Annotated in this window: 26 protein-coding genes; 19 read left to right on the top strand and 7 right to left on the bottom strand. The window is 38.5% G+C overall.

The features are described 5' to 3' along the window. Positions 1-10 precede the first annotated feature (10 nt). A complete protein-coding gene (locus tag QE382_RS09595) occupies positions 11-1294 on the top strand; it encodes a DUF2851 family protein (RefSeq protein ID WP_307185699.1) in 1284 nt (427 codons plus the stop codon). Here the strand turns inward: QE382_RS09595 and QE382_RS09600 are convergent. Then, positions 1291-1941 carry an ankyrin repeat domain-containing protein gene (locus QE382_RS09600; protein ID WP_307185700.1) on the bottom strand — a complete coding sequence of 217 codons (651 nt, stop codon included), beginning with the start codon at positions 1939-1941 and terminating at the stop codon, positions 1291-1293. The two genes, QE382_RS09595 and QE382_RS09600, sit on opposite strands and share 4 nt — an antisense overlap. A 346-nt stretch (positions 1942-2287) precedes the next feature. Between QE382_RS09600 and QE382_RS09605 the strand changes: the two genes are divergently transcribed. The 8 genes from QE382_RS09605 (at position 2288) to QE382_RS09640 (ending at position 9171) form a co-directional block, all read left to right on the top strand. Next, positions 2288-2857: a UbiX family flavin prenyltransferase gene (locus tag QE382_RS09605; RefSeq protein WP_307185701.1), complete on the top strand. Its 570-nt coding sequence runs from the start codon at positions 2288-2290 to the stop codon at positions 2855-2857. Between the two features lie 215 nt (positions 2858-3072). Next, positions 3073-4341 (top strand): dihydroorotase, encoded by a 1269-nt coding sequence (locus QE382_RS09610; protein WP_307185702.1) that lies wholly within the window; start codon positions 3073-3075, stop codon positions 4339-4341. A 5-nt stretch (positions 4342-4346) separates the two neighbouring features. Continuing rightward, positions 4347-5021 carry a hypothetical protein gene (locus tag QE382_RS09615; RefSeq protein ID WP_307185703.1) on the top strand — a complete coding sequence of 225 codons (675 nt, stop codon included), beginning with the start codon at positions 4347-4349 and terminating at the stop codon, positions 5019-5021. 4 nt (positions 5022-5025) lie between these two features. Next, positions 5026-5628, top strand: a complete 603-nt coding sequence (locus tag QE382_RS09620; protein ID WP_307185704.1) for a DUF4199 domain-containing protein — start codon at positions 5026-5028, stop codon at positions 5626-5628. Between the two features lie 98 nt (positions 5629-5726). After that, positions 5727-6677, top strand: coding sequence for a glycosyltransferase family 2 protein (locus tag QE382_RS09625; protein WP_209575127.1), 951 nt, complete (start codon positions 5727-5729; stop codon positions 6675-6677). A gap of 6 nt (positions 6678-6683) precedes the next feature. Continuing rightward, the gene (locus QE382_RS09630; protein ID WP_307185705.1) at positions 6684-7811 is read left to right on the top strand and encodes a glycosyltransferase; all 1128 of its coding nucleotides are present in this window, start codon (positions 6684-6686) and stop codon (positions 7809-7811) included. Between the two features lie 355 nt (positions 7812-8166). Continuing rightward, on the top strand, positions 8167-8934 hold the full coding sequence (locus QE382_RS09635) for an MBL fold metallo-hydrolase (protein WP_307185706.1): 768 nt from the start codon (positions 8167-8169) through the stop codon (positions 8932-8934). 81 nt (positions 8935-9015) lie between these two features. Then, on the top strand, positions 9016-9171 hold the full coding sequence (locus tag QE382_RS09640; RefSeq protein ID WP_209574636.1) for a lmo0937 family membrane protein: 156 nt from the start codon (positions 9016-9018) through the stop codon (positions 9169-9171). Positions 9172-9177: 6 nt separating this feature from the next. Here the strand turns inward: QE382_RS09640 and ispD are convergent, their stop codons facing one another. Then, positions 9178-9861: a 2-C-methyl-D-erythritol 4-phosphate cytidylyltransferase gene (gene ispD / locus QE382_RS09645; RefSeq protein ID WP_307185707.1), complete on the bottom strand. Its 684-nt coding sequence runs from the start codon at positions 9859-9861 to the stop codon at positions 9178-9180. A gap of 79 nt (positions 9862-9940) precedes the next feature. Beyond that, positions 9941-10990, bottom strand: coding sequence for a tRNA preQ1(34) S-adenosylmethionine ribosyltransferase-isomerase QueA (gene queA / locus QE382_RS09650; RefSeq protein ID WP_209574631.1), 1050 nt, complete (start codon positions 10988-10990; stop codon positions 9941-9943). Between the two features lie 185 nt (positions 10991-11175). On the opposite strand from queA, the gene QE382_RS09655 reads away from it, so the two are divergent. The 3 genes from QE382_RS09655 to QE382_RS09665 all read left to right on the top strand — a co-directional run bounded on the left by QE382_RS09655 (position 11176) and on the right by QE382_RS09665 (position 13981). Further along, on the top strand, positions 11176-12420 hold the full coding sequence (locus QE382_RS09655; protein ID WP_209574629.1) for an ABC transporter permease: 1245 nt from the start codon (positions 11176-11178) through the stop codon (positions 12418-12420). A gap of 80 nt (positions 12421-12500) precedes the next feature. Further along, on the top strand, positions 12501-13070 hold the full coding sequence (locus QE382_RS09660) for a DUF2306 domain-containing protein (protein ID WP_307185708.1): 570 nt from the start codon (positions 12501-12503) through the stop codon (positions 13068-13070). Next, a complete protein-coding gene (locus tag QE382_RS09665; RefSeq protein WP_307185709.1) occupies positions 13067-13981 on the top strand; it encodes a YARHG domain-containing protein in 915 nt (304 codons plus the stop codon). Before QE382_RS09660 ends, QE382_RS09665 begins: the two co-directional genes overlap by 4 nt. 97 nt (positions 13982-14078) lie before the next feature. Here the strand turns inward: QE382_RS09665 and hisD are convergent, their stop codons facing one another. Together hisD and hisG are read right to left on the bottom strand one after the other, a co-directional pair. Next, positions 14079-15365, bottom strand: coding sequence for a histidinol dehydrogenase (gene hisD, locus QE382_RS09670; protein WP_307185710.1), 1287 nt, complete (start codon positions 15363-15365; stop codon positions 14079-14081). Between the two features lie 21 nt (positions 15366-15386). Further along, positions 15387-16232 carry an ATP phosphoribosyltransferase gene (gene hisG / locus QE382_RS09675; RefSeq protein WP_307188018.1) on the bottom strand — a complete coding sequence of 282 codons (846 nt, stop codon included), beginning with the start codon at positions 16230-16232 and terminating at the stop codon, positions 15387-15389. 480 nt (positions 16233-16712) lie between these two features. Between hisG and QE382_RS09680 the strand changes: the two genes are divergently transcribed. The 3 genes from QE382_RS09680 to QE382_RS09690 all read left to right on the top strand — a co-directional run bounded on the left by QE382_RS09680 (position 16713) and on the right by QE382_RS09690 (position 19775). Then, positions 16713-17303: a phosphatase PAP2 family protein gene (locus QE382_RS09680; protein ID WP_307185711.1), complete on the top strand. Its 591-nt coding sequence runs from the start codon at positions 16713-16715 to the stop codon at positions 17301-17303. A gap of 15 nt (positions 17304-17318) precedes the next feature. Next, on the top strand, positions 17319-18395 hold the full coding sequence (locus tag QE382_RS09685) for a Gfo/Idh/MocA family protein (protein ID WP_307185712.1): 1077 nt from the start codon (positions 17319-17321) through the stop codon (positions 18393-18395). A gap of 132 nt (positions 18396-18527) precedes the next feature. After that, on the top strand, positions 18528-19775 hold the full coding sequence (locus tag QE382_RS09690) for a hypothetical protein (protein ID WP_307185713.1): 1248 nt from the start codon (positions 18528-18530) through the stop codon (positions 19773-19775). A gap of 100 nt (positions 19776-19875) precedes the next feature. On the opposite strand, the gene QE382_RS09695 is transcribed toward QE382_RS09690, so the two are convergent. Continuing rightward, positions 19876-20499 carry a 7-carboxy-7-deazaguanine synthase QueE gene (locus tag QE382_RS09695; protein WP_293879434.1) on the bottom strand — a complete coding sequence of 208 codons (624 nt, stop codon included), beginning with the start codon at positions 20497-20499 and terminating at the stop codon, positions 19876-19878. Between the two features lie 603 nt (positions 20500-21102). Between QE382_RS09695 and thrS the strand changes: the two genes are divergently transcribed. From thrS to rplT, 4 genes are all read left to right on the top strand, one after another. Next, positions 21103-23028 carry a threonine--tRNA ligase gene (thrS, locus tag QE382_RS09700; RefSeq protein WP_307185714.1) on the top strand — a complete coding sequence of 642 codons (1926 nt, stop codon included), beginning with the start codon at positions 21103-21105 and terminating at the stop codon, positions 23026-23028. Positions 23029-23039: 11 nt separating this feature from the next. Further along, positions 23040-23600: a translation initiation factor IF-3 gene (gene infC, locus QE382_RS09705; protein ID WP_075993338.1), complete on the top strand. Its 561-nt coding sequence runs from the start codon at positions 23040-23042 to the stop codon at positions 23598-23600. A 39-nt stretch (positions 23601-23639) separates the two neighbouring features. Next, a complete protein-coding gene (gene rpmI, locus QE382_RS09710; protein WP_002993964.1) occupies positions 23640-23840 on the top strand; it encodes a 50S ribosomal protein L35 in 201 nt (66 codons plus the stop codon). A 99-nt stretch (positions 23841-23939) separates the two neighbouring features. Further along, positions 23940-24284, top strand: coding sequence for a 50S ribosomal protein L20 (rplT, locus tag QE382_RS09715; RefSeq protein WP_046674462.1), 345 nt, complete (start codon positions 23940-23942; stop codon positions 24282-24284). Between the two features lie 240 nt (positions 24285-24524). Here the strand turns inward: rplT and rimK are convergent, their stop codons facing one another. After that, on the bottom strand, positions 24525-25460 hold the full coding sequence (gene rimK, locus QE382_RS09720) for a 30S ribosomal protein S6--L-glutamate ligase (protein ID WP_307185715.1): 936 nt from the start codon (positions 25458-25460) through the stop codon (positions 24525-24527). Positions 25461-25465: the final 5 nt, after the last annotated feature.

The raw sequence follows: 25465 nt of genomic DNA on the forward strand, positions 1-25465 counted from the left end.
AATTACAATTATGTTAGTTACAGAAAACTTAATGCAGTTTATCTGGAAACTTCGGCTATTCCGTGCAAATGGGTTAAATTCCACAGATGGTGGGGCCCTAGCCGTCGTTCAAGTGGGGCAATACAATACAGATTCTGGCCCCGATTTTCTCATGTCGCACATTAGATATGGAGATAAGGATTGGTTTGGTCATGTAGAAATACATGTTCAATCATCAGATTGGGATCGACATGCTCATCAAGAAGATGTCACTTACAATAACGTGATCTTACATGTTGTTTGGAAAAATGATAAAGTTATCTACCGAAATGATGGAACATCTATTCCTACTTTACTACTTTCGAACTACGTAGATAAAAATTTATTGGAAAAATATGCCAATATGATGAATACCAAAAGCTGGATTCCATGCGAGTATCAGATTAGGCCTATCAATATCTTAAAAAAATCAATGTGGCTGAATACCCTGTCAATTGAGCGTTTGGAAATGAAAGTTCAGCGGATTTTCGTAATTCTGAAACATTTTGACACTGATTGGGAAAAAACCTTCTGGGTATGGATGTGTAGATCTATGGGGTTAAAAGTTAACGCTGATACTTTTCAAGAATTCGGTGAAAAACTGCCTTTGCATATTCTAAAAAAATACCGTTCAAACTTATTTAAAACGGAAGCTATTTTTTTTGGTATCAGTGGTTTATTGCTCAGTAGACCAACTAGTGGGTATGTGAAGCGATTAGTAGACGAATTTAAATACCAACAGCATATTCACGATATAGAAATCGTTTTTGGTGTATGGAAGAGGTTGAGGATGAGACCTTACAATTTCCCCGAACGACGGATTGCTCAGTTAGTTGTTTTATTCAGTAAGAACGAGTTGGGGGTGGCAAAGCTTTTGGCCGTAGATAGCTTGGAGGCGGCGAGAGAATTGTTTAAAATAGAACCTTCAGGTGATTTTTGGGAATCACATTTTTGTTTAGGCACAAAAGACAAAGCTAAAAAATGTGCTTGGATCGGGAAAGAAACTGTTGATCTTCTGGTAATTAATGTAGTTGTCGTATTCCTTTTTTCATATGGAAAATATTTTGGCATTCAGTCCTATATTGAAAAGGCTTTACAGTTATTGGAGGAGCTTCCTGCTGAAAAAAATAATATCGTGCGGCAATTTGCTAAATATGATTGGGATGTTAAAGATGCAGGCAAGACGCAGGGAATGTTGCAGCTGAAGCAGTTTTACTGCGATAGGAAACGTTGTCTTCAGTGCAGAATCGGTATGGAGATTTTAAAAGGTAGCTAGTTTTTTAAAATTTCTGCAATCTCTTTATGACCTTTTTCATACGCTAGATCCATTGGTGATAATCCGGCACTATTGATTATTCTTGTGTCTGCTCCATTTTCAAGTAAGGCAACGATAAAATCGATGTTACCATATTGGGCAGCAAAATGAAGCGGAGTTTCGCCTGTGGCCTGAATAGCATTGACATTGGCGCCCGCATCGATAAGCAATTTCCCAATTTCTTCATTGTTGTTTGAGGCGGCAATATGCAATGCTGTAGTGAGTTGTTCATTTTTGGTTACGGTGTTTGGATTTGCACGTTTGGATAGCAATAAACGAACAATGTCTACTTTGTTGAAATATGTAGCTAAGGTCAATGGCGTAAAACCCTGCGATGACCATTCATTGATTACAGAAGGGACCTGCGAAATAATAGCCTCAAGATAGGATGTTAATCCTGCAGCACAAGCCTCATGTATAGTCATGGACTTGGTATGTTGTAAAAGTACCCGTATGATCTGAGGTTTGTTGTAATAGCATGCTAATAGAAGTGGCGAAATCCCATGACTTGTTGTTTCCTGTAAAAGTTCTGGATTTCCAATTAATAACAGATCAATGTCGTGGCTTTTTCCTTGTTCTATGTATTGTTCTAAAATAGAGAGGCTCATGTGTTTATTAATTGTCTAAATTCTTTACTAAAATAAACTTTATTCATGACAATAAATGTTTGAATGGAGAAATTATTGATAATTTGTGACGATCCATATCCGAATTAAAAGTGAGAGCTTAGCTTTTTTAAAAGGTGTATTGAAATCGAAATAGCCCAAAGAGCCTATTTTTTGATTTTTTATATACACAAATGTGTAGTAATGCACATAATATTTCCGTAAATTAAAAAGTAGATGTACTTTTGTTAAGCCCCTCCCAAGGGCATGTTTTTCATAGGTAGATGTAGGGTCGGGTGTTTCTCACTGCGACCCTTTTTTTATAGCTTTGTTTTATATTTTAAAAGAGATGTCTAAAAGGAAGATAGTTATAGCCATTACGGGAGCTAGTGGCTCAATTTATGCTAAAGTTTTACTTAGGAAGCTGTTGGTATTAAAAACACAAATCGCGGAAGTTGGTATTGTTATGTCGAATAATGCGAAGGATGTATGGCGTGCGGAATTAGGCGATGAAAGTTACCAGGATGTACCTTTCAAATTTTATGATAAAGGAGATTTTTTTGCTCCTTTTGCATCGGGGTCCGCTCGCTATGATACCATGATTGTATGTCCTTGTTCGATGGGTACATTGTCGCGAATAGCGCATGGCATATCCTCAGATCTCACAACACGCGCTGCTGATGTCATCTTAAAAGAGCGGCGACGACTGATTTTGGTTACACGTGAGACACCTTTAAGTATCATTCACATTCAGAATATGAAATTGGTGACAGAGGCAGGTGGCATCATTTGTCCGGCATCGCCTTCATTTTATAGTTTGCCAAAGACGCTTGAAGAGGTAGCAGAAACCGTTGTCGATCGTATTTTGAGTCTTGCCGGATTCGACTTTAAGCATTATCAGTGGGGAGAAAATTCCTAGGTAATCGATGCCGAAATCTATTTTTAATGTTCTTTAATAAATTTGTATTTTGTAACTTTGTTTCTCGAAATGAAGCAATCACAAGCATCAAGCGAAAAAGTTATTTATAGCTATATGATTTATAGTGATAAAGCGCCTTTCCACCTGTTCACGATGCACAAGCTACGTGCTTCGATTAAAACTTTGTATCCTTTTAATTTCAATCACAATCATATATGAAAAGCTTATTGATTACTTCTGTTAAAGTAATTTTACCTGGAAATAAATTTCATCAGCAGCAAGTGGATGTATTTATTGAAGAGGGAAAGATTGCACAGATTGGAAAATCTGTCAAATTAGCGGATAAAGATCGTGAGACCCTCGATGGCTCCGGAAAAATTTTAGCGCCTGGTTTTTTTGACTTACATGCTAATTTTGGAGAGCCTGGGCTAGAAACCAAAGAAGATATCTTAAGCGGAACAGCAGCAGCAGCTGCAGGTGGCTTCACTGGGGTAGCCGTGATGCCTAATACCGAGCCAGCTATTCAAAGCCGTTCAGAGGTCGCTCTAATTGTCAATACTGCGAAAGGAAATATTGTGGATGTACATCCTATTGGTGCTATCAGCAAAAAGAGAGAAGGCAAAGAATTGGCCGAATTATTTGATATGAAGCAAACCGGGGCTGTTGCTTTTAGTGATGGAAACAGGAGTGTTCAACAAGCGGGACTAATGAGCAGAGCATTGTTGTATGCTAAGGGGTTTAATGGATTAATTTTTTCGCATGCTGAAGATGAGTCGATGGCAGGAGGAAACAAGATGAATGAAGGGGCTATGAGTACTTATTTAGGTATGAAGGGCATTCCAAACCTTGCCGAATCATTAATGGTTTCGCGCGACCTCTATCTAGCAGAATATACAGGAGCTCCTATTCATTTTGCTTCCATAAGCACACCAGAAGCTGTTGATCTGATAAAAAAAGCAAAAGCAAAAGGTCTTCAAGTCACTTGCGATGTTGCCGCACATCAATTGGTGTTTACTGACGAAGATATTGTTGGTTTCGATAGCAATTACAAGGTTAGCCCCCCATTAAGAACGAAAGCAGATCTTAAGGTATTACTTAAAGGAATCAAGGATGGAACTATTGATGCTGTTGTCTCGCAACATACACCGCAAGAAATAGAATTCAAAAATGTCGAATTCCATATTGCTAAAAATGGCATTATTGGTTTGCAGACAGTGCTGCCGCTGTTGATTCGTGCCGGATTGAACGAAGAACAAATTGTAAATAGCCTGTCCGTCAGACCAAGGCAAATTTTAGGACTTGAAGTACCTCAGATTGAAGAGGGAGCAGAAGCCAATCTTGTTTTATTTGACACATCGAAAGCATGGAATTTCGATGAGAAAACCAATAAATCCAAATCAAAAAATTCACCTTTATTCGGAAAGACCTTAAACGGTGCTGTCGAATTGGTCATCAATAATAGTCAAATTATTAAAAACGATTAAAAACCATGGAAGCAAATATTAAAGCAGCCGTTGAGGCAGGTATATTAAATTATGGCAAGGTTGATGGAATTTCGACAGCCCCGGAATTCCTTGAAAAGATTATTCGCGTATTCAACACCGAAGTAAGCTATTTGGAAAAGTTAGAACTCTTGGATCAGTCTTTCGATGACTATCCTTTGTTTGACGAACTTCGCGAAATATATGTTGATCTTTTATTGATGAATTTTTTCTCCAACGATGTATTGAAGCTGGAAGATGATTATTTGGATTCAGAAGAATGGGAAGCAATCGAAGATGAAACCATCGATCGTGGGACTGAATTATTGAATATCTTTCTTTATTTAGGGGAATGTAAAGACGATGAGATTGAACCTGAATTGGATGACTTCTTAAAAGAGTTTTTACTGGTTGATGAAGACGAATTTCAAGACGAGCATGAAATTTATGAAGATATCATTGCCAATCAAATTGTGGTCGATAGTCCATATGCTGAAATCGCGAAAGTCGGTAAAGGAATAAATCCAAAAAGCGAGGTATTTGAACTTTTCTATCCTATTATGAGCTTTTTTAGTGAATTTAAGCCCTCTGAAAAGCAATTTGAGGAATATGCTGAAGCGTCTTCCAATAAAGCTTTTGATATTGCCCTTTATCAAATAATGAGTACTTATTATAATAAATAATTTTATGGCAGATTTAATCAACCCAAGTAATGTAGGATTTGATGCGGTAATCGACAAAAAGAAAAGTATTATCTATGGTGTCATATTGGGAATAATTTCTTTTATCCTAGGATTAATTGTCCTGTTTGTTGTCAAAGACTTAAATTCCTTCTGGGGGGTAATGTCGATGTCATTTATCGTTAATACAGCGGTTTTTGTTATCATCGCTGCCTTGTTCGCTTTCGCTCTTCGGAAAGCAAATGGTGGCTACTGGAACTTTTCAATAGCATTGAAATCGATCTTTATGATGCTTGCTATTTCTACTATTATTTCCACCATCGGTACACAGCTCTATGTTAACTTCGTTAATCCAACGTTACAAGAAAAGGTCGTGACTCATACCATTAACGTAACCATTGAGTATATGGAAAAGAATAATGTTCCCGACGAAGTTATAGATTCAAAAATAGCGGAGCTTGAAAAACAAGTTGATTCTATCGGCAAAATTACCTTAGGACAAATATTTAAGGGGTTGGCGATCACCTTGATGTTTCAATTTGTTTTTGCATTGTTACTATCAGCTTTGACAAAGCGAGAAAAATTAGCGATTAGACAGGACGCCATTTAGTGCCTAACAAAATAAAACTGTTCCTACAAGGTATTGCTGAAAAAGTAATACCTTTGTTGGTATTATAACACTATACTTTTAGCATGATTAACATTCACATGGATATTTCTGTTGTTGTTCCTTTGTTTAATGAAGAAGAATCCTTACCCGAATTGACAGCTTGGATCGACCGTGTTATGGCGGCCAATCATTTTTCATACGAAATTATTTTAGTTGACGATGGAAGTAAAGATCATTCCTGGAAGGTTATCGAAGAGTTAAAGTTAAACAACACGAATATTTCTGCTATCAAATTCCGACGTAACTATGGAAAATCTGCAGCATTAAATGTGGGTTTTGCTGCTGCACAAGGTGATGTCGTTATTACAATGGATGCTGATCTCCAGGATAGTCCCGATGAGATTCCTGAATTGTACGACCGAATCATAAATAAGGGGGCTGATCTAGTATCGGGATGGAAACAAAAACGATATGATCCACTAACCAAAACACTACCTACCAAATTGTTTAATGGCGTGACAAGGTCAATGTCTGGCATTCACAACCTGCATGATTTTAACTGTGGTCTAAAAGCCTACAAAAAGGAAGTTGTTAAAAATATCGAAGTGTATGGTGAAATGCATCGTTATATACCTGTAATTGCAAAATGGGCAGGATTTACAAATATACAAGAACAGATCGTACAGCATTATCCACGAAAATATGGTACAACCAAATTCGGCCCAGGCCGCTTTGTGAAAGGTTTTCTCGATTTATTGTCCATATTTTTTGTCGGTAAGTTTTCGAAAAGGCCGATGCATTTTTTTGGGGTTATGGGCGTTATTAGTTTTCTGGCAGGTTTATTTATATCTATTTATCTAATTTGCCATAAATTGATAAGTATTGCCAGCGGAACACCTTTTAGAGATATAACAGATCAACCATTGTTTTTCTTTGCGCTAACCGCTATTATTTTGGGAACGCAATTATTTCTGACAGGTTTCTTGGCAGAATTAGTCTCTAGAAGCAGCTCCGATCGGAATGATTATCAAATTGAGAAAGTCATTTAAGTCGTTATGCGCATTGTGATTTTAGGATCTGCTTATCCATTAAGGGGTGGTGGGATAGCGTCTTTTAATGAACGGTTAGCATCTCACTTTCAGCAGTTAGGCCATGAAGTGGATATCTACTCGTTCAGTCTGCAGTATCCAAATTTTCTTTTTCCGGGAAAGTCACAATACTCGGATGAGTCTGCTCCAGAGGGACTTCATATCAAAACAAAAGTAAATTCTATCAATCCATTTAATTGGATTAGTGTGGGCAAGGAACTTAGAAATGCCAAATATGATCTCCTTATCGTACGATTTTGGATGCCTTTTTTTGGGCCGTGTTTGGGAACCATCCAGCGACAGGTTCGGAAGAATAGGCATACTAAAATAGTATGTATCGCTGATAATATAATTCCCCATGAACAGCGACTAGGAGATAAGTTCTTGATCCGGTACTTTTTGAAATCTGTTGATGCTTGTCTCACCATGAGTAAAAGCGTTCTGGAAGATCTCAAATTGTTAAGCCCGAAAATGCCTGCGGTGTATACCCCTCATCCCCTTTATGATAACTATGGCACTCATCAAAGTAAAAAGGAAGCTCGTAGACTACTTAATATTCATCAAGAGGATAAAGTGATCCTGTTCTTTGGATTTATTCGTCAGTACAAAGGTTTAGATATTTTGTTGCAAGCTTTAACCGATGCCAGGTTGCGTGAGATGGGGGTTAAATTATTGCTTGCTGGGGAATTTTATGATGACCCGGCACTATACTTGGATCTTATAAAGAAGTATAAGCTCGAAGAGTTTATTCTTATGCATACTGATTTTATTCCAAATCAAGAGGTTGGGCGTTATTTTTCAGCTGCGGATTGTGTCGTGTTACCTTATCGTAGCGCTACGCAAAGTGGGATCACCCAAGTTGCTTATCATTTCGATCTTCCAATGATTGTGAGTAATGTCGGTGGATTGCCCGAATTGGTTCAAGATAGCTATGTTGGTTATGTTGTCGAGCCCAAAGCGGAGGAAATCGCAGAACGCATTTTTTCTTTTTACCATTACAACAAAGAAGAACAATTTAGAACAAATATCATAGACGAAAAAAGAAAATTTAGCTGGGAAACTTTCAGTGATGAACTTCTTAAATTGGCCCATTGATCGATAAGGGGTATTTTATTTGTATATAAAATCAAATTTATCTAAGTTTGGAATACTGAGGTAGAATTTTAAAAGAAGGAGAGATTTTGTTGCCGTTTACACAAAGCAGCTTAACTAAGCTAGAGGAATTTTTTAAGGAACAAGGGTATAGAGTTAGGTATGAAAAGGGGTCATTCCGTACAGGTGCTTGTATGTTGCAGACGACAAAAGTTGTAGTAGTCAATAAGTTTTCGAATCTTGAAATAAAAATCCAGTCATTGTGGAACATATTATTGGATATTGAGATTGATTCGGAGGCCATTTCTGAGAAGCTTCTTCCAATTTATGAAGAGGTATTGAAATCAAAAATTATAGCTTGAGAGTTACATTTTTAGGAACCGGAACATCCCAGGGGGTACCTGTCATAGCGTGCCAATGTCAGGTCTGCCAATCGGAAGATCAGCGTGATAAGAGATTACGTTCTTCTATTCTTATTGAGTATAATCAACATACAGTAGTGGTAGACACTGGTCCCGATTTCCGGTATCAGATGTTACGTGAGAAAGTTATGCACTTGGATGCTGTTTTAATGACACACTCGCATAAAGACCATATTGCCGGTTTGGACGATGTAAGAGCGTTTAATTATCAGCAGCATAGTTCTATTTCCATTTACGGTACAGCTGATCTACACGAAGCGCTAAGGCGCGAATTTTATTATGCCTTCACTGAAACGAAATACCCGGGAGCTCCGAGGTTGGATTTGGAGGAGATAAGGGCTGGTGCTTCTTTTCCTTTATTCGGAACGGAAATCATGCCTATCGAGGTACTTCATTACAAAATGCCAGTCTTGGGTTTCAGGATCGGAGAGTTTGCATATATCACCGATGCAAAATTTATCAGTGAAGAATCACGACAGCTATTGAAAGGTGTTAAAGTACTTGTTGTAAACGCACTCCAGAAAGAATCTCATATTTCGCATTTAACCTTGGACGAAGCGATTGAATTTGCCTACGATATTCAGGCAGATAAAACTTATTTTACACATATAGGACATCGAATGGGATTGCATGAAATTGTTTCGAAAGAATTGCCAAAAAACATGTTGCTGGCCTACGACAGGTTACAGCTGGAGATCAGCTAATCTATTTATTATAAAACTATATTTCCGTTTTTCTTGTTATACCTATAAAAATAGATTTAGGTATTAAATTATTAAAAGAAAATGGGAAATTTACTGTATATCATCGCTGTTATTTTGGTTATCATTTGGGCGATAAGTTTTTTTGGAGGTTATGCAGCTGGCAATAACATTATTCACGTCCTTTTGGTCATTGCAATTATTGTGGTATTATTGCGTGTCATCCGTGGTAACGCGTAATACATTTCAAATCAAATTTAAATAGAGCTGGGCAATTTGTAGATCTTGAGGGTAGGTGATCTTTATATTTTTAGCATCACCTTCTATAATAGCGATACTGTTGCCCATCTTCTCTACCACAGACGCATCATCCGTAAAAAGGGGATCTTCCACTTGCTGATAGGATTTTAATAGCAACTCTCCATGAAATACCTGCGGAGTCTGTATTAACCAAATATGATTTCTAGCTACAGCCGAATTAAAGGATACATCTCCCATCCGGACGGATTCAATACTCTTTTTCCCTAATACAATCGCTTGATGATCATAGGCTCCCTCAAATGCTTTGTTTATAAGGTCTTCAGTAATGATAGGCCGCGCCGCATCGTGTACTGCTATATAATCTTCTGAACCGATTTTAAAATTTTCCTCAATGTAATTAATCCCATTTTTAACACTTTCGAATCGGGTTCGACCACCATAAGTGAGATGGATAGGTAAAGTAAAGTTATGCTCCGAACACAATTCATTCCACAATCCCTCCATTACCTTACTGATCACTAGTATTACTTCCGATACAATCTTAGATTGACAAAATCGATTAATTGTATGCATGACAATAGGCAGTTCATTTAAGCAAAGAAACTGCTTTGGAAGATCGCTATTCATTCTGCTTCCTGTTCCGGCTGCAACGATAATGACAAAGTTCATGGTATTGAAAGTTAAGATTTATAAAAGACGTGGATAGCTTGTGACTATCCACGTTTTTTATTTATTATTAAACATAGGATTAAACGATCAACATCGCATCGCCGTAGCTATAGAATCTATATTTTTCCTTCACAGCAACTTCATATGCATTCATTACATTTTCATAACCTGCAAATGCGGCAATCATCACGAGCAAAGTGGATTCCGGTGTATGGAAATTCGTGATCATGGAATTTGCAATACTGAAATCGTAAGGCGGATAAATAAACTTACTTGTCCAATCCGACGCCGCCTTTAAATGATGGTCAGCAGAAACAGAAGATTCTATTGCCCGCATGGAAGTCGTTCCTACAGCACATACGCGACGTTTATTGTCGATAGCTTTATTAACAACTTTTGCAGCTTCATCAGTTATGATAAACTGTTCAGAATCCATTTTATGTTTAGTTAAATCTTCCACTTCAACAGTACGAAAAGTTCCAAGGCCAACGTGAAGAGTAACCTCTGCAAAATCAACGCCTTTCAATTCTAAGCGTTTCATCAATTCTCTAGAGAAATGAAGTCCAGCCGTAGGAGCGGCAACAGCCCCTTCATTCTTTGCGTAAATAGTTTGGTAGCGGAACTTGTCTTCTGGTGTAGCTTTACGCTTGATGTATTTAGGTAGTGGTGTTTCACCTAAGATCTCGATATTACGGCGGAACTCTTCATCGGTACCATCAAATAAAAACCGGATCGTACGGCCCCGAGAGGTTGTATTATCCACTACTTCAGCAACCAGCAAGTCTTCATCGCCGAAATATAATTTATTGCCAACACGAATTTTGCGTGCAGGATCGACCAATACATCCCAAAGGCGAAGCTCATTGTTCAATTCACGCAGCAAGAAAACTTCAATCGTAGCTCCAGTTTTCTCTTTATTACCATAAAGACGCGCTGGAAAAACTTTAGTATTGTTTAAAATCATGACATCTTTGTCATCGAAATAATCCAATACATCTTTGAAAATTTTGTGTTCAATTTTACCACTATCTCTGTGTAGGACCATCAAGCGCGATTCGTCACGATTTTCAGAAGGTTCAGAAGCAAGTAATGATTCTGGTAAGTTGAATTTAAATTGAGATAACTTCATCTTTAATGATATATATTTTAATGTCTACCTTTTAGTGCATTACAGTGCACCAAATATTAGGTTGCAAAAAGCATACAAAGTTATAACTTTTTTGGGTATAGAAGGGCGGTAATTCTAATTTATGTAGATATTTTTAACGATTTTGACATTAAATCAAAACTATATTGTATTTTAGAATACAAATTATGCTATTCTTTAGATTGATATTGGAGAGTTGTCAGTTTGCTTTTTCGGCATTAAAAGACAATCGTACACGCACCCTACTGTCGCTGTTAGGTGTGACCATTGGTATTTTTACGATTATTGGCGTATTCTCCGCAGTAGATACACTTCGGAATAATATTGAGGAATCAGTAAAGAAGATAGGAAGCAAGACTCTCTACATAGAAAAATGGCCTTGGGATGGAGGACCAAATTTCCCCTGGTGGAAATACTTGAATAGACCGGAACCCACATATAATAATTACTTGGATTTAAAAAGCCGAATGACGACTGCTGAATATATGGCTTATATGATCAATATTGGCAATACGACAATAAAATATAAAAGTAATTCTGCACAGGGTTCATCGGTTAATGCCGCGACCTACGAAAACCTATATATTCAAAATTTAAATATCGTAGATGGCCGTTACTTTGCCGAAAGTGAATCGAGGGGGGGCGCCCTCGTGACTGTATTGGGGGCCAATATAGCGGAAGGACTTTTTCCTAATGATGAACCGGTTGGCAAATATATCAATATGCTAGGCCGAAAAATTCAAGTGATTGGCGTGTTAAAGAAAGAAGGAAATGGTGTATTAATCAATACCTCACCTGATGATACCGCCTTTATTCCATTTGAGCTCGCGAGGAATTTGGTCAATTATGATAATTTTTCACCAAGTATAGCGATGGTTATTAAACCGAACTATACGCTGGCCGAGGCAGAGAGTGAAGCAAAGACACTTATGCGTTCAATTCGCCGTATATCTCCTCAGCGGGAGGAAAATTTTTCTATTAATCAGACAACAATGATTACAGGTGCATTGGATCAGCTCTTTGGAATAATTAATCTTGCGGGTTTTTCGATTGGTATTTTTTCAATCCTAGTCGGTGGTTTCGGTATTGCCAATATCATGTTTGTTAGCGTTAAGGAGCGTACACACATCATCGGAATTCAAAAGGCGCTGGGAGCCAAAAATTTCTTTATACTTTCGCAGTTTTTAATAGAATCTATCGTGCTCTGCCTCTTGGGGGGAGGAATAGGTCTGATCGTTGTATATTTTTTAGCATTTCTTGTGCAGGCTGCGACTGGTGTTGCTATCGTCGTTAGTTTGAAAATGGTTATCCTGACAATTTCACTCTCTACTTTTATTGGGCTAATATCCGGCATTGTTCCTGCCTTAATGGCCTCTCGATTGGATCCCGTGGAAGCTATCCGAAGCAATTAAGAGAAGATATGTTTAAAAAAGCTCAATTTTCGATATTGCAGGGATTTTGGCTTTTAATTTTTGCCTATAGCTGTGTGCTGATGGCAGAAATCACTCTTCGCTATCGTGGTTTCTCACTCGACGCTAATTTCCTGATGATTAAACAAACGGAAATTGAAGATCTTTGGTGGTATCGCTACGTGTTTTATGTCCATGTTTGCACAGCTATCTTTGCCTTGCCAGCGGGCTTTACACAGTTTAATACTTATCTATTAAATAAATATCCGCGAGTCCATCGGAGTATCGGGTATTTGTATGTATTCGCCATTTTGCTTTTTGCCGCTCCCTCAGGTTTGCTTATTGGATCCGTGGCAAATGGCGGATTAACATCTATGATTGCATTTGAACTCCTGGGATTGGGATGGTTTTATTTCACCTGGATGGCAGTTCGTTTGGCGAGTCACCGGAAATTTGATAAACACCGCGATTTTATGATCCGTAGTTTTGCCTTAACCTGTTCAGCACTTACCCTACGTTTTTGGAAGCTGGCTTTAGTCTATTTGTTCCAGCCCAATCCAATGGACGTCTACCAGATTATCGCATGGCTGGGATGGATACCAAATTTGTTATTGGCGGAATGTATTATTTATCAAAAAAATCAAAAATTATGAGGAAGAACCTTTATTTAATAGTAATGCTTGCAGCAATAGTTGGCTGTAAGGACGGGAAAAGCAAAAAGAATGAAGCCCACGGGACAAAAGACAGTGTTGTTGTTGAGCATGAGGCACATCAGGAACTCTACGGCAACTGGGTGGGCGAATTTGTGGTTGATGAAAAGACACTGCAAGAAGGAGACGGTTTGCCAATTACAGATTATTCTCCAAAGATAAATTTGACCATAAAAAAAATCACCGATAAGGGTCGTGTATTCGGACAGAATGTGGTGAAAGGAAATCTGCGTTCTTTTGTGGGAAAGCTGGAAGAAAACGGTAGTGACTTTCGGCTATTGTTAGATGAGCCCGGCGATAATAAGTCCGATGGCCGTTTTGAAATTAAGCTTAATCATGATACGTTAATTGGCAGTTGGACTGCTTACGATCCAGGCGTAAAGATTAAAAAACGAAGTTTCAAACTGTTGAAAAAGCAATTCGCATATAATCCTAATCTGATGCTGAAAAATCAGGATGAGGAAAATGGGACTTTGGTTGACTGGATTAACGAAAAGAGAAAAGAGGAAACCGATGTAGATGGAGATTCAACTTATACATACGTTATCCAATATTACAGGTCGGCATCCCCTGCAGTTTTTACGGTCAATGCATCTAAACAAAAGTTGACCGAGAAAGACCTGAAAAATCTTAAGAAATTGGATCTGGAGATTATTCGGAATACGATTTTTGCCCGTCATGGCTATGCGTTTACTAAACCAAGCATTCGCCAATTTTTTGAGCCTGTAGACTGGTATGTCCCTATTTCAAAAGATGTGAATGCAGATTTAAGTCCATTGGAAAAAGATAATATCGCTTTATTGACGAGATTTGAAAAATATGCAACGGATAATTATGACACCTTTGGAAGATAAGGTATAAAATACATTCCGAAACATTTGAAAGATCAATTTCACAAAAAGGGCTTTACAATGTAAAGCCCTTTTTGTGATTTAAACGGTCTATGTTTTATCATTTTTTTCGAATGGAAATCGCATTTTTATGCGCCTGCAAACCTTCAAGTTCAGCGAGTATTTCAACTACAGTCCCAATGTGTTGGAGCCCAGTTTCGCTAATATGTTGGAAAGTAACTTTTTTTACAAAAGAATCCACCGATACGCCCGAGTAGGAGCGTGCATATCCCGATGTAGGCAGCGTATGATTAGTACCCGAGGCATAATCACCCGCGCTTTCCGGGGTTAAGTGTCCTAAAAATACTGAACCAGCGTTACTGATATAGCGTGTTAAAGACTCCCATTGGTCCGTTTCTAAAATAAGGTGTTCCGGAGCGTAATCATTTGAAAATTGTAGCGCTTCCTGAAGGTTATCAACAGTTACCGCATAAGAATTGTCAATAGCTTTTGCAGCAAGTTCCTTGCGCGGTAAGACCGCCAATTGGGCTGCCAGTTCTGTGTTGACCGCATCAACTATAGCCGTAGAAGTTGCAACCAAGACAGCTTGGCTGTCGACGCCGTGTTCGGCTTGTGCCAAAAGATCGGCGGCAACAAAAGCCGGATTAGCTGACTCATCAGCGACGACTAATACTTCGGATGGGCCGGCAGGCATGTCTATACTAACATTTGCCAGACCCTGTATAATGGATTTTGCCTTCGTGACAAATTGATTTCCAGGGCCAAAAATCTTATCGACTTTGGGTATTGTCTCTGTTCCAAATCCCATAGCAGCAACAGCCTGAGCACCTCCAACCAAGTATATTCTATTTATCTTCAGTAATTTTAAACAAAAAGCGACAAACCCATTAATTTTTCCGTTGGATTGGGGGGGAGAACAAACGACAATTTCTTTGCACCCAGCTATTCTTGCGGGAATACCAAGCATTAAAAGTGTGCTAGGTAAGACCGCTGATCCTCCAGGGATATAGAGACCGACTTTTTCAATAGGGCGCACCTCCCGCCAGCATTTTACGCCGGGCATGGTTTCAACAGTGCGTTCTCTTTTTAATTGCGTACTATGGAACTTATGAATATTTTGAAAAGCAATTTCCAGTGCTCTTTGCTGATCACGGTCTATGGTAGATGCTAACGCATCGATATCTTCCTCGTCCAAATACAGCCGCTCAAGTTCAACATGGTCAAATTTAGCCGCATATTCGCGTAACACGACATCTCCTTGCTGGCGTACCTGTTGAATAATTTCCTGGACAACTTCCTGTATCGCATTGTTCGGATCCGTGTTCCTGGCAACCAGTTGTTGGATTTCGGATTTTCCTAACGTCTTGTAATCATATTTTTTTAACATGGTTGTATAAGCGCATCAAGTTTAAAGAATGATTTTTTCAACGGGCATCACAACGATACCTTGGGCACCTTCAGCTTTTAATTTGTTGATCTTATCCCAAAAGTCATCTTCGGTGATAACGGTATGTACGGCTACCCAACCTTCTTCTGCAAGTGGAACAACTGTAGGGCTCTTAACGCCGTGGAGTAAAGAAGTAATAGCTGGCAAATTCTTCTTTTCGACATTCAATACCACATATTTGGTTTCTTTTGCTAAAAGAACAGATTCGATGCGTTGTACTAATTCAGTCAAAACTTCATTACCCTCTAATCCTTTTCTTCCCACCAAAATGGCTTCTGAATTCTTCACATCAGCAAAAGGTTTTAAACCATTGCTTTTTAACGTTCCACCCGTAGATACGATATCACAGATTGCATCACTAAGGCCCAAGCCGGGAGAAATCTCAACGGAGCCAGAGATCAAACGGATGTCTGCATTAATATTATACGCGTTTAGAAAGTTCTTGAGGATATTTGGATAAGAGGTCGCGATTGCTTTACCATTAAGGTCTTTAATGTCCTGAATGCTACTATCTTTGGGGATAGCTAATTTCAATGTGCATTTTCCAAAACCGAGCCTCTTGATGTATTCTACTTTGCATTCAGTCTCATCAATGATGTTTTCACCGACGATACCAAGATCGGCTATGCCTTGTTCTACATAACCCGGAATATCATCGTCTCTCAAAAACAATATTTCCAATGGAAAATTTCCCACTGTGGTAATTAAAGAGCTCTTGTAGTTCTCGAAGTCTAAACCACAGTTTTTCAGTAATTGAACAGATTTTTCGTTTAACCTACCCGATTTTTGGATAGCAATTTTTAAGATTTTTCAACGCTTTATAATGTTAGCAGTAAATTATTAATAATAAGAAATCAAACAAGAGGGAAGGTATTCTACGTAAGAACACATTAAATTAACATATCGCCACAACGGCGATGATGGAAATGAAAATGATGTACGTAAGTATAAACCATGTTTGTATTAATAACTGTAAGCAAATGTATAGTAAATAAATTGGAAATCCAAGGCCATCATTTTAAAATTGTCATCTAAACAGGCTTATTATTAAGCGGATTCTAATTTGGATACAAAAATAAGTGGAAAATATAACGAGTGTCGACTACATGCCAAATCTTGGTGTATGACAATACTGATTTGATGGCTTGGAGCATACAGTTTAGTATACGTTACAGACCAGTAATGAGTTTGATTCAAATTTAAACGTCTTTAATAAGGTGACAACTCACATAAATTTCCTTATTTTTAAGGGGTGAAGAAATTATAAATAGAGAGATTATTTACTGGATGAAAAGATTAGTTTTTATTTTTGTTTGCTGGTTGAATTGTTCCTATATCGGTGCTTTAGCGCAGGAAACACCTGCTTCTACATTAGATATCCAGATATTGGAGTCGATTGTTGAAACCAGGACTGTGCCGCAAACACAAACATTTAAAGTGCTTTCTGATATCAATAATTATGTTCAGATTGCAGTTCCCGTCGGTTTACTGGTTGCTGGTGCTGTCAATGATGATAAAATAATGCGTCAGAATGCTTTGTATGTTGCTAGCAGTACGGCTGTAACTGCCTTGGTGAATGTGGGTTTGAAACATTTGTTTAAGCGCAGTAGGCCTTTTAAAAAATATCCTAATTTCGTATCGGTTCGTACGGCCAGTGGATATTCCTTCCCCTCTGGGCATACGTCTTCCGCTTTTGCTACCGCATCTGCTTTGTCACGTGCCTATTCGAAGTGGTACGTCGTCGCCCCATCCCTTTTATGGGCAAGTAGTGTTGGTTATTCACGGATGTATTTGGGCGTACATTTTCCCACCGATGTATTGGCTGGTGCTGCACTGGGAACAGGAGCAGCATTCGCTTTAGATGGATTAAAGAGATAATATAACATGAAAAAAATGATGCAACAGATTGTTAAAATATTGGTTGTTGGATGTGGAAATATGGGCGCATCTCATGCAAGGGCTTATCACGATTTAGATGGCTTTCAAATTGTAGGTCTAGTAGCTCGTGGAGAGAGCAAAAGTAAGCTGAATGAAGAATTGGGAGGAAACTATAAATTATTCTCGTCTTATGAACAGGCACTTCAGGAAACGAAACCGGATGCTGTGTGTATAGCCACCTATCCAGATACACATAAAGATTATGCTATAAAAGCCTTTCAGGCTGGGGCTCATGTCTTTATCGAGAAGCCTATCGCTGAAAACGTAATTTCAGCGCAACAGGTAGTGGATGCAGCAATAAAATACGATAGAAAATTGGTTGTTGGTTATATCTTGAGATACCATCCATCCTGGATCAAGTTTATCGAGATTTCTAAAACGATGGGAAAGCCACTTGTTATGCGTATGAACCTCAATCAACAGAGTCATGGATATATGTGGGATGTGCATAAAAATTTAATGTCTAGCTTAAGTCCCATTGTTGATTGCGGGGTCCACTATATTGATGTCATGTGTCAAATGGTGGGCGCAAAACCATTGTATGTATCTGCAATAGGTGCACGATTAACCGATGAGATTCCAGCTTGGAACTATAACTACGGGCAACTTCAGTTGCATTTTGAGGACGGTTCTGTAGGATGGTACGAAGCCGGATGGGGACCAATGGTGAGTCAGAACGCTTTTTTTGTAAAAGATGTTTTTGGACCAAATGGTGCAGTTTCCATTGTCGCTAACAAAGCCAGCGATGAGGGGAAATCGGATTCGGTCGCCTCCCACACACAAACGGAAAGCCTAAGAATACATTATAGTGATTTAGATACAGCCAATGAATTTAAGAAGCCCGATGAATGGGTTAACTTATCGGATGAGCCTGATCATCAAGAATTATGTAATCGGGAGCAGCTATTCTTTCTGCGGGCAATTTTAGAGAATTTGGATCTTACTGATTCAATGGAAGATGCTATCAACAGTCTGCGAATCGCTTTGGCATGCGATGAAGCTGTGAAAACTAGATTGATGATAAAGTTGTAGTGCTTTTTCATAAAATATCTTATGAATATTGCACTAGAATATACAGCAAGAAAGCACTTAAATAAAAAAATAGCTTAAAAAATAGAATTTTTGGTCTGTCTTTTGTTATTTAGCTACATATTTAACATTCTTATGAATAATTTACTCAAAGTTGCACTATTATTTGGATTATCAATTTCAACAACTTATGCGCAAGATAAGCAATGGCAGATGGAGTTGGTTTTTAAAGGTGAAGTTTCGCCTGAAAAGTTTGAAAATGACGTTCCAGAATTTGCAAAGGAGTTTTATGAGCCATTTTTGAAAGGAAAAATGGCTTATCGGAATGTAGAGGTTTTGGCTGATGCCGATTATTCTTCCACTATAGTGAATCAAAAAGTCCATGCTGTTTTAAATCGAAAGTTAGCAAAAACGTATTCGTATTCAGCAGGAGATGATGTCGTCACTGCCGAAGCATATCATCCATCGTATAAGATTGTTGGTGTAAAGCCGGAAGAATCCGAAGGCCCTTATGTGCAGCTGCAAGATATGGGCGAAATAAAATCAATTGCGGGCATTACCTGTAAAAAAGCAAAGTTGTTTTTTAAAAACAATGCAGATTCGGCTATCGCAACCGTTTGGTATTCGGAAGCAGTACCGACTTATTATTTGACTGCCTTTCCATTTATAAATGATTTGCCTGGTGGTGTGCTTAAATTGTCTTTAGGTGAAAGCAATGAGCTTGGTTTCGAAACAACAAAAGTGGCCAATACATCTTTTGTTGCAGACTTTCAATTACCTAAAAACGCGAAGGTTATTGACATCTCCGGGGGAGATAATGATAGCCAGGCAGAAAATGTCGGTTTATTTGAAGATACTTTCCCATTGGATAAATCACTTAAATGGACGATGGTTAAGGATAAAAATACCAATGATGAATATTATGGTATAAAAAACACGGCAGGAGAAGAAGTATTGCCTTGCTCTCTTTTCTCTTTAACATACTTTAATGAGGAAACTGCCATTGTTTCAGATAAAGATAATTATTTTTGGTTATTGGATAGGAAGGGGGGAAAGGTAAATAAAGAAGGATTTGACTGGCTGACGCCAGCAAATCAAAAAATTGCCATATTCCAAAAAGACGGTAATTTTGGATTGGTCACAGAAGAAGGCAAAATTCTGCTCGATAAGAAAGAAAACATTAGTAAATTTTTGGACACTTATCTGATGTTCTCTGAAAATGGTAAAATTGGATTGCTGGATGAACATGGAAAAATTATATTAAAAGCGAATCTACTATTTCTAGATGCTGATCACGTCGGGAATGTTTTAGTTCGTGAGAAAGAGGGCGAAGAAACAAAGAAGATGGATCTAAATACTTTCCTAAATGCTTATGTTAAGTAATTTTAAATCCATACAATCTATATTTTATCGGTTACAAAAAAAGGCTTTCAATAGTATGAAAGCCTTTTTTGTATCCGATAATTGAGAAGATATTCAATTATTAGGGAATATTTAAAAACTTATGTGTTTGTAGCGAAATATCCCATTTCGGATTTTCTTTTACGTATTCAATAATAAAAGGGGTCATTTCTTTTGATTTTGACCATTCAGGTTGAAGATATAATCTGCAGTTTGGTCCAACGAGTTGTGCGTATTCTTCTCCCCATGCGAAATCGCTTTTATTGAAAACGATCACTTTAAGTTCACCAGCAGCTTCTAATACATCTTTGCGAGGCGCTTTGAATTTCTTCGGCGATAAACATATCCAGTCCCATTCACCACTCAGAGGATACGCACCCGAGGTTTCAATAAAGGTTTTAATACCCGCCTGATGAAGGCCTTTTGTTAGGTAATCCAAATTATAGATAAGTGGTTCTCCACCTGTAATGACAACTGTTTTCGCAGGATATTTCTTTGCGTTTTCGATGATCGAATCTGCTGTTGTAAGCGGATGTATCGAAGCATCCCAGCTTTCCTTTACATCGCACCAATGGCACCCCACATCGCAGCCCCCCAATCGTATGAAATAAGCAGCAGTCCCGGTGTGGTAGCCCTCACCCTGAATAGTGTAAAATTCTTCCATTAAGGGCAATAGTGTTCCGTCTTCTGGTACTTGATTTGACATAGTTAAAATTTCAGTCTGCAAAAGTAGCAAATATTAATGAGATGCTCAATTTGTCAACTCGCTTTTATCGGGCTTGCTATCATTTTTTAGTTATTCCAATTAACTATTGGATTTATCTATCACATTACTTTACAATAAACTGCTTTCGGAGGTGTAGTAGTAATCTCAACAGCGAGTCAAATGGATACCACTTAGTATACTAACAACGAGAAAACACCCCCTGTTAACCCCTTGTTATTACCCTGTTAATGTTTAACGTGGTGAGAAGCAATTATCACAGCTTACTCCAAGGAGTGCGTGGCCTTCCTTGGCCATAATACCGGTGCCCCATTCGGGTGTAAAATAGAAATGAGCAAGAGAACAATTATAATTAGACCAAAGAGGTATAGTCCAAAGAGGTATAGTGTATTTAATTGATGGGCGGGAATGAAAGGAGGGCTGGCACGATTATAGCGGCCCGTTCAGCACAAAGACATATTATTTATCAAAAATTTTACTAAATTTGTGACACAATTTATTTATTGAAACATAAGTGTAATAACATAATTGTACATGTTGTTTTATGTTTTCTATTTTTTAACGATTTAAAGATCATAGTTGTAAATGATTAATATTACACTACCGGATGGTTCCGTAAGAGCGTATCAAGAAGGGATCACTGCTGCAGAGATTGCGTTATCAATCTCGGAGGGGCTTGCAAGAAACGTTCTTGCTGCCGAAGTAAATGGTGAAGTGTGGGATTCTGCCCGTGCTATTGAAAATGACGCTACTGTCAAGTTACTGACCTGGAATGATACCAAAGGTAAATCCACTTTTTGGCATTCTTCAGCCCACTTATTGGCTGAGGCTCTGGAGGCATTGTATCCTGGGATTAAATTTGGTATTGGTCCCGCGATTGAAACCGGATTTTACTACGATGTTGACTTTGGTGATCGTGAATTTTCGTCTGATGACTTTAAAGCGATCGAAGACAAGATGCTGGAGCTGGCCAAACGAAAAGAAACATTTGAACGTAAAGCTGTTTCGAAATCGGATGCATTGGCTTACTTTACTGAAAAAGGAGATGAGTATAAGCTGGATTTAATCAAAGACTTGGAAGATGGAAAGATTACTTTCTATACTCAGGGGGAATTTACAGATTTATGTCGTGGCCCTCATATTCCAAATACTGGCTTTATCAAAGCGATTAAATTGACTAATGTCGCCGGTGCTTACTGGAGAGGTGATGAGTCTCGCAAACAGTTGACACGTATTTATGGTGTTACGTTCCCGAAGGCATCGGAGCTTACAGAATATTTGAAATTTATAGAAGAGGCGAAAAAACGCGATCACCGTAAACTGGGGAAAGAGTTGGAACTTTTTGCTTTTTCTGAAAAAGTTGGCGCGGGGTTGCCACTTTGGTTGCCTAAAGGTGCTGCATTACGTCAAAAGCTTATAGATTTTTTACAGAAGGCACAGTTGAACTCAGGGTATGAACCTGTTGTAACGCCTCATATTGGACATAAACAACTCTACGTGACTTCTGGACACTATGAGAAATATGGTGCAGACTCATTCCAGCCAATAAAAACTCCTATCGAAGGTGAAGAGTTTTTATTGAAACCCATGAATTGTCCGCATCACTGTGAGATTTATAAAGTAAAACCACGTTCTTACAAGGACTTACCTGTTCGTTTCGCTGAATTTGGTACGGTATACCGTTATGAGCAATCTGGTGAGCTTCATGGTTTAACAAGGGTGCGTGGGTTTACTCAGGATGATGCGCATTTGTTTTGCCGTCCCGATCAGGTTAAAGATGAATTCAAAAAAGTAATTGATTTAGTTCTTTATGTATTCGGCGCGCTAGGATTCAATGATTATACTGCACAGGTATCGTTACGTGATCCGGAGAATCGTACAAAGTATATTGGTACCGACGAAAATTGGGCTTTGGCTGAGTCTGCAATTATTGAGGCCGCAGAAGAGAAAGGGTTACCAACGGTAGTGGAATATGGTGAGGCTGCTTTCTATGGTCCTAAACTAGACTTTATGGTGAAGGATGCTTTAGGACGTAAGTGGCAATTGGGAACAATACAAGTAGATTATAATTTGCCCGAACGTTTTGAATTAGAGTATACTGGGAGTGACAATATGAAACATCGTCCAGTAATGATCCACCGTGCACCGTTTGGATCTTTAGAACGCTTTGTGGCTGTATTGATCGAACATTGCGCCGGGCAGTTTCCGTTATGGCTTGCGCCTGAGCAGTTTATCGTCTTACCAGTGTCAGAAAAATACGAAGAATATGCGCAAAATGTTTTAAATTCGCTAAATAATTCCGATATTCGCGGACTGATAGACTTACGTGACGAGAAAGTGGGCAGAAAAATCAGAGACGCCGAAGTGAAAAAGCTTCCTTATATGTTGATTGTTGGGGAGAAAGAGGTGGAAAATGGCACAGTTTCTGTACGTAAACATGGCTCAGTGGAATTAGGAACTATGACTGCTGAAGCATTTAGAGATATATTAATTAAGGAAATAACCGTTTAATTTTTAAACATTTGGCATTAAAAAGACCAGGTGGTCCAAGACCACCAATGAGAAAGAAAGAACCAGATCACCGCATTAATGAGTTAATCAAGGTACCTGAGGTACGCTTGGTGGGAGATAATGTGGAACAAGGAGTTTTCCCTACACGCAAAGCGTTAGAGTTGGCTGATGAGTTGGAACTTGATTTAGTGGAGATTTCGCCAAATGCTGTACCGCCGGTTTGTAAGATTATCGACTACAGTAAGTTTGTTTACGAACAGAAGAAGAAACAAAAGGAAATCAAAGCTAATGCAAAACAGACTGTTATTAAAGAAATTCGTTTCGGACCTAACTCTGGTGAGCATGATTTTGAGTTCAAATTAAAACATGCAATTAAGTTTCTAGAAAGTGGAGAGAAAGTGCGTGCGTATGTACATTTTAAGGGCCGTGCTATTGTACACAAAGATCAAGGTGAGATTTTATTGTTACGTTTCGCTCAGGCTTTGGAAGATTATGGAAAAGTGGAGCTTTTACCAAAATTAGAAGGTAAACGCATGTTTTTAACAGTAGCTCCAAAGGCTCCAAAAAAATAAAAAGAATTCTAACAGATTGATATAAAATTTATAAGTATTATGCCAAAAGTTAAAACCAATTCCAGCGCAAAGAAACGTTTCAAATTGACTGGAACAGGTAAAATTGCAAGAAAAAATGCCTTCAAAAGCCACATCTTGACAAAAAAGAGCACAAAACGTAAACGTAACTTAACACAAACAAGTTATGTATCTGATGGCGATATGGGCAACGTAAAACGTATGCTTGCTATCGGTAAATAAGTTTTATTCGATTTTATTTAATAATAATTTTTTAACCGGGTATAGGGTCGTAAGTTCATTGAAATACATGGCACCTTCTACCAAACTAATTTTAAAAATATGCCACGTTCGGTTAACGCAGTAGCTTCTAGAAGAAGACGCAAAAAAATCCTAGGCCTTGCAAAAGGGTACTTTGGATCACGTAGCAAAGTTTATACTATTGCTAAAAATACAGTAGAAAAAGGTTTACAATACGCTTACCGCGATCGTAAAACCAAAAAACGCGAGTTTAGAGCTTTATGGATTCAACGTATCAACGCTGGAGCTCGTCAACACGGAATTTCTTATTCCCAATTGATCGGTAAATTAAACGCTAAGAATATTGGTTTGAACCGTAAGGTTTTAGCTGACTTAGCTTTAAATAACCCAGAAGCTTTCAAAGCAGTTGTAGACGCAGTAAAATAGAGTTTTTAATCCGCTGTCAATTTGTTAGAGATATTAAAGGAGCCTATTAGGCTCCTTTTTTTGTTTTAACGACCTAACTCAATAAAAACCATGTTCATCACAATTCTACAAAAATAAATCTGGACAGGTCAAGGTCTCTACAGCAGGTGCAGACAATACGGTAATGAAAGTGAAATAGTATACAAAAGAAAATGGGCTAATATAACAGGTATTAGCCCACCGTTCTATTATTTTTTATATTTACAATTTACTTTCACTCTTTTTCTTTTTCTTGATTACTTTAGGCATCTGAGCCCTTTTTGCTTCATATTGTCGCTCAATGTATTGTATAATTTCTGAGGCAATATCCTTTTTTGTGGCTTTCTCAATACCTTCCAAACCCGGCGATGAATTCACTTCAAGTACTAAAGGACCGCGATCTGAAGGGATCATATCTACACCACAAACCGTAAGTCCTAATTGCGCGGCAGCAGCGATTGCCGTTTCCCTCTCGGCTTTACTTAACCGGATAATCTGGGCAGTGCCACCCCGATGGATATTTGATCTAAACTCGCCCTCTTTGGCTGTGCGTTTCATCGCGCCAACAACTTTGCCGTCAACCACAAATGCCCGGATATCTGAGCCCTTAGATTCTTTTATGAATTCTTGAATAAGAATATTATTGCCAAGACCGTAGAACGCTTCAATAACAGATGACGCCGCTTTTTTAGTTTCAGCAAGTACAACACCGATGCCTTGCGTACCTTCCAACAATTTAATGACCAATGGAGCTCCGCCAACCATACTAATGAGATCGTCGACGTCAGAAGCTGTACGTGCAAAGCCGGTAATAGGGAGTCCAATACCTGCTCCAGATAAAATTTGTAGACACCTTAATTTGTCCCTAGATCGCGTAATAGCTTGACTGGGATTGGCAGAAATGACATCCATGACTTCAAATTGTCTCACAATGGCAGATCCATAGAAAGTTACTGAAGCTCCTATCCTGGGAATAATGGCATCAATATCGCTGAGATCCTGACCTTTGTAATGAATGCTGGGTTTACCTTGCTGAATACCGACATAACACTTGCTGTGATCAATGACAACACATTCGTGTCCTCTTTGTTGTGCGGCTTCTACGAGACGACGAGTTGAGTATAAACTCTTTACTGTCGATAATACGGCAATTTTCACGATTT

This window comes from Sphingobacterium zeae (assembly GCF_030818895.1).
GTDB classification, from domain to species: domain Bacteria; phylum Bacteroidota; class Bacteroidia; order Sphingobacteriales; family Sphingobacteriaceae; genus Sphingobacterium; species Sphingobacterium zeae.

Bases quoted from the DNA above. Each gene is read 5' to 3' on its own strand.
- QE382_RS09595 (WP_307185699.1), top strand. From the start codon at position 11: ATGTTAGTTACAGAAAACTTAATGCAGTTTATCTGGAAACTTCGGCTA.
- QE382_RS09600 (WP_307185700.1), bottom strand. From the start codon at position 1,941: ATGAGCCTCTCTATTTTAGAACAATACATAGAACAAGGAAAAAGCCAC.
- QE382_RS09605 (WP_307185701.1), top strand. From the start codon at position 2,288: ATGTCTAAAAGGAAGATAGTTATAGCCATTACGGGAGCTAGTGGCTCA.
- QE382_RS09610 (WP_307185702.1), top strand. From the start codon at position 3,073: ATGAAAAGCTTATTGATTACTTCTGTTAAAGTAATTTTACCTGGAAAT.
- QE382_RS09615 (WP_307185703.1), top strand. From the start codon at position 4,347: ATGGAAGCAAATATTAAAGCAGCCGTTGAGGCAGGTATATTAAATTAT.
- QE382_RS09620 (WP_307185704.1), top strand. From the start codon at position 5,026: ATGGCAGATTTAATCAACCCAAGTAATGTAGGATTTGATGCGGTAATC.
- QE382_RS09625 (WP_209575127.1), top strand. From the start codon at position 5,727: ATGGATATTTCTGTTGTTGTTCCTTTGTTTAATGAAGAAGAATCCTTA.
- QE382_RS09630 (WP_307185705.1), top strand. From the start codon at position 6,684: ATGCGCATTGTGATTTTAGGATCTGCTTATCCATTAAGGGGTGGTGGG.
- QE382_RS09640 (WP_209574636.1), top strand. From the start codon at position 9,016: ATGGGAAATTTACTGTATATCATCGCTGTTATTTTGGTTATCATTTGG.
- ispD (WP_307185707.1), bottom strand. From the start codon at position 9,861: ATGAACTTTGTCATTATCGTTGCAGCCGGAACAGGAAGCAGAATGAAT.
- queA (WP_209574631.1), bottom strand. From the start codon at position 10,990: ATGAAGTTATCTCAATTTAAATTCAACTTACCAGAATCATTACTTGCT.
- QE382_RS09655 (WP_209574629.1), top strand. From the start codon at position 11,176: ATGCTATTCTTTAGATTGATATTGGAGAGTTGTCAGTTTGCTTTTTCG.
- QE382_RS09660 (WP_307185708.1), top strand. From the start codon at position 12,501: ATGGCAGAAATCACTCTTCGCTATCGTGGTTTCTCACTCGACGCTAAT.
- QE382_RS09665 (WP_307185709.1), top strand. From the start codon at position 13,067: ATGAGGAAGAACCTTTATTTAATAGTAATGCTTGCAGCAATAGTTGGC.
- hisD (WP_307185710.1), bottom strand. From the start codon at position 15,365: ATGTTAAAAAAATATGATTACAAGACGTTAGGAAAATCCGAAATCCAA.
- QE382_RS09680 (WP_307185711.1), top strand. From the start codon at position 16,713: ATGAAAAGATTAGTTTTTATTTTTGTTTGCTGGTTGAATTGTTCCTAT.
- QE382_RS09685 (WP_307185712.1), top strand. From the start codon at position 17,319: ATGATGCAACAGATTGTTAAAATATTGGTTGTTGGATGTGGAAATATG.
- QE382_RS09690 (WP_307185713.1), top strand. From the start codon at position 18,528: ATGAATAATTTACTCAAAGTTGCACTATTATTTGGATTATCAATTTCA.
- QE382_RS09695 (WP_293879434.1), bottom strand. From the start codon at position 20,499: ATGTCAAATCAAGTACCAGAAGACGGAACACTATTGCCCTTAATGGAA.
- thrS (WP_307185714.1), top strand. From the start codon at position 21,103: ATGATTAATATTACACTACCGGATGGTTCCGTAAGAGCGTATCAAGAA.
- rpmI (WP_002993964.1), top strand. From the start codon at position 23,640: ATGCCAAAAGTTAAAACCAATTCCAGCGCAAAGAAACGTTTCAAATTG.
- rplT (WP_046674462.1), top strand. From the start codon at position 23,940: ATGCCACGTTCGGTTAACGCAGTAGCTTCTAGAAGAAGACGCAAAAAA.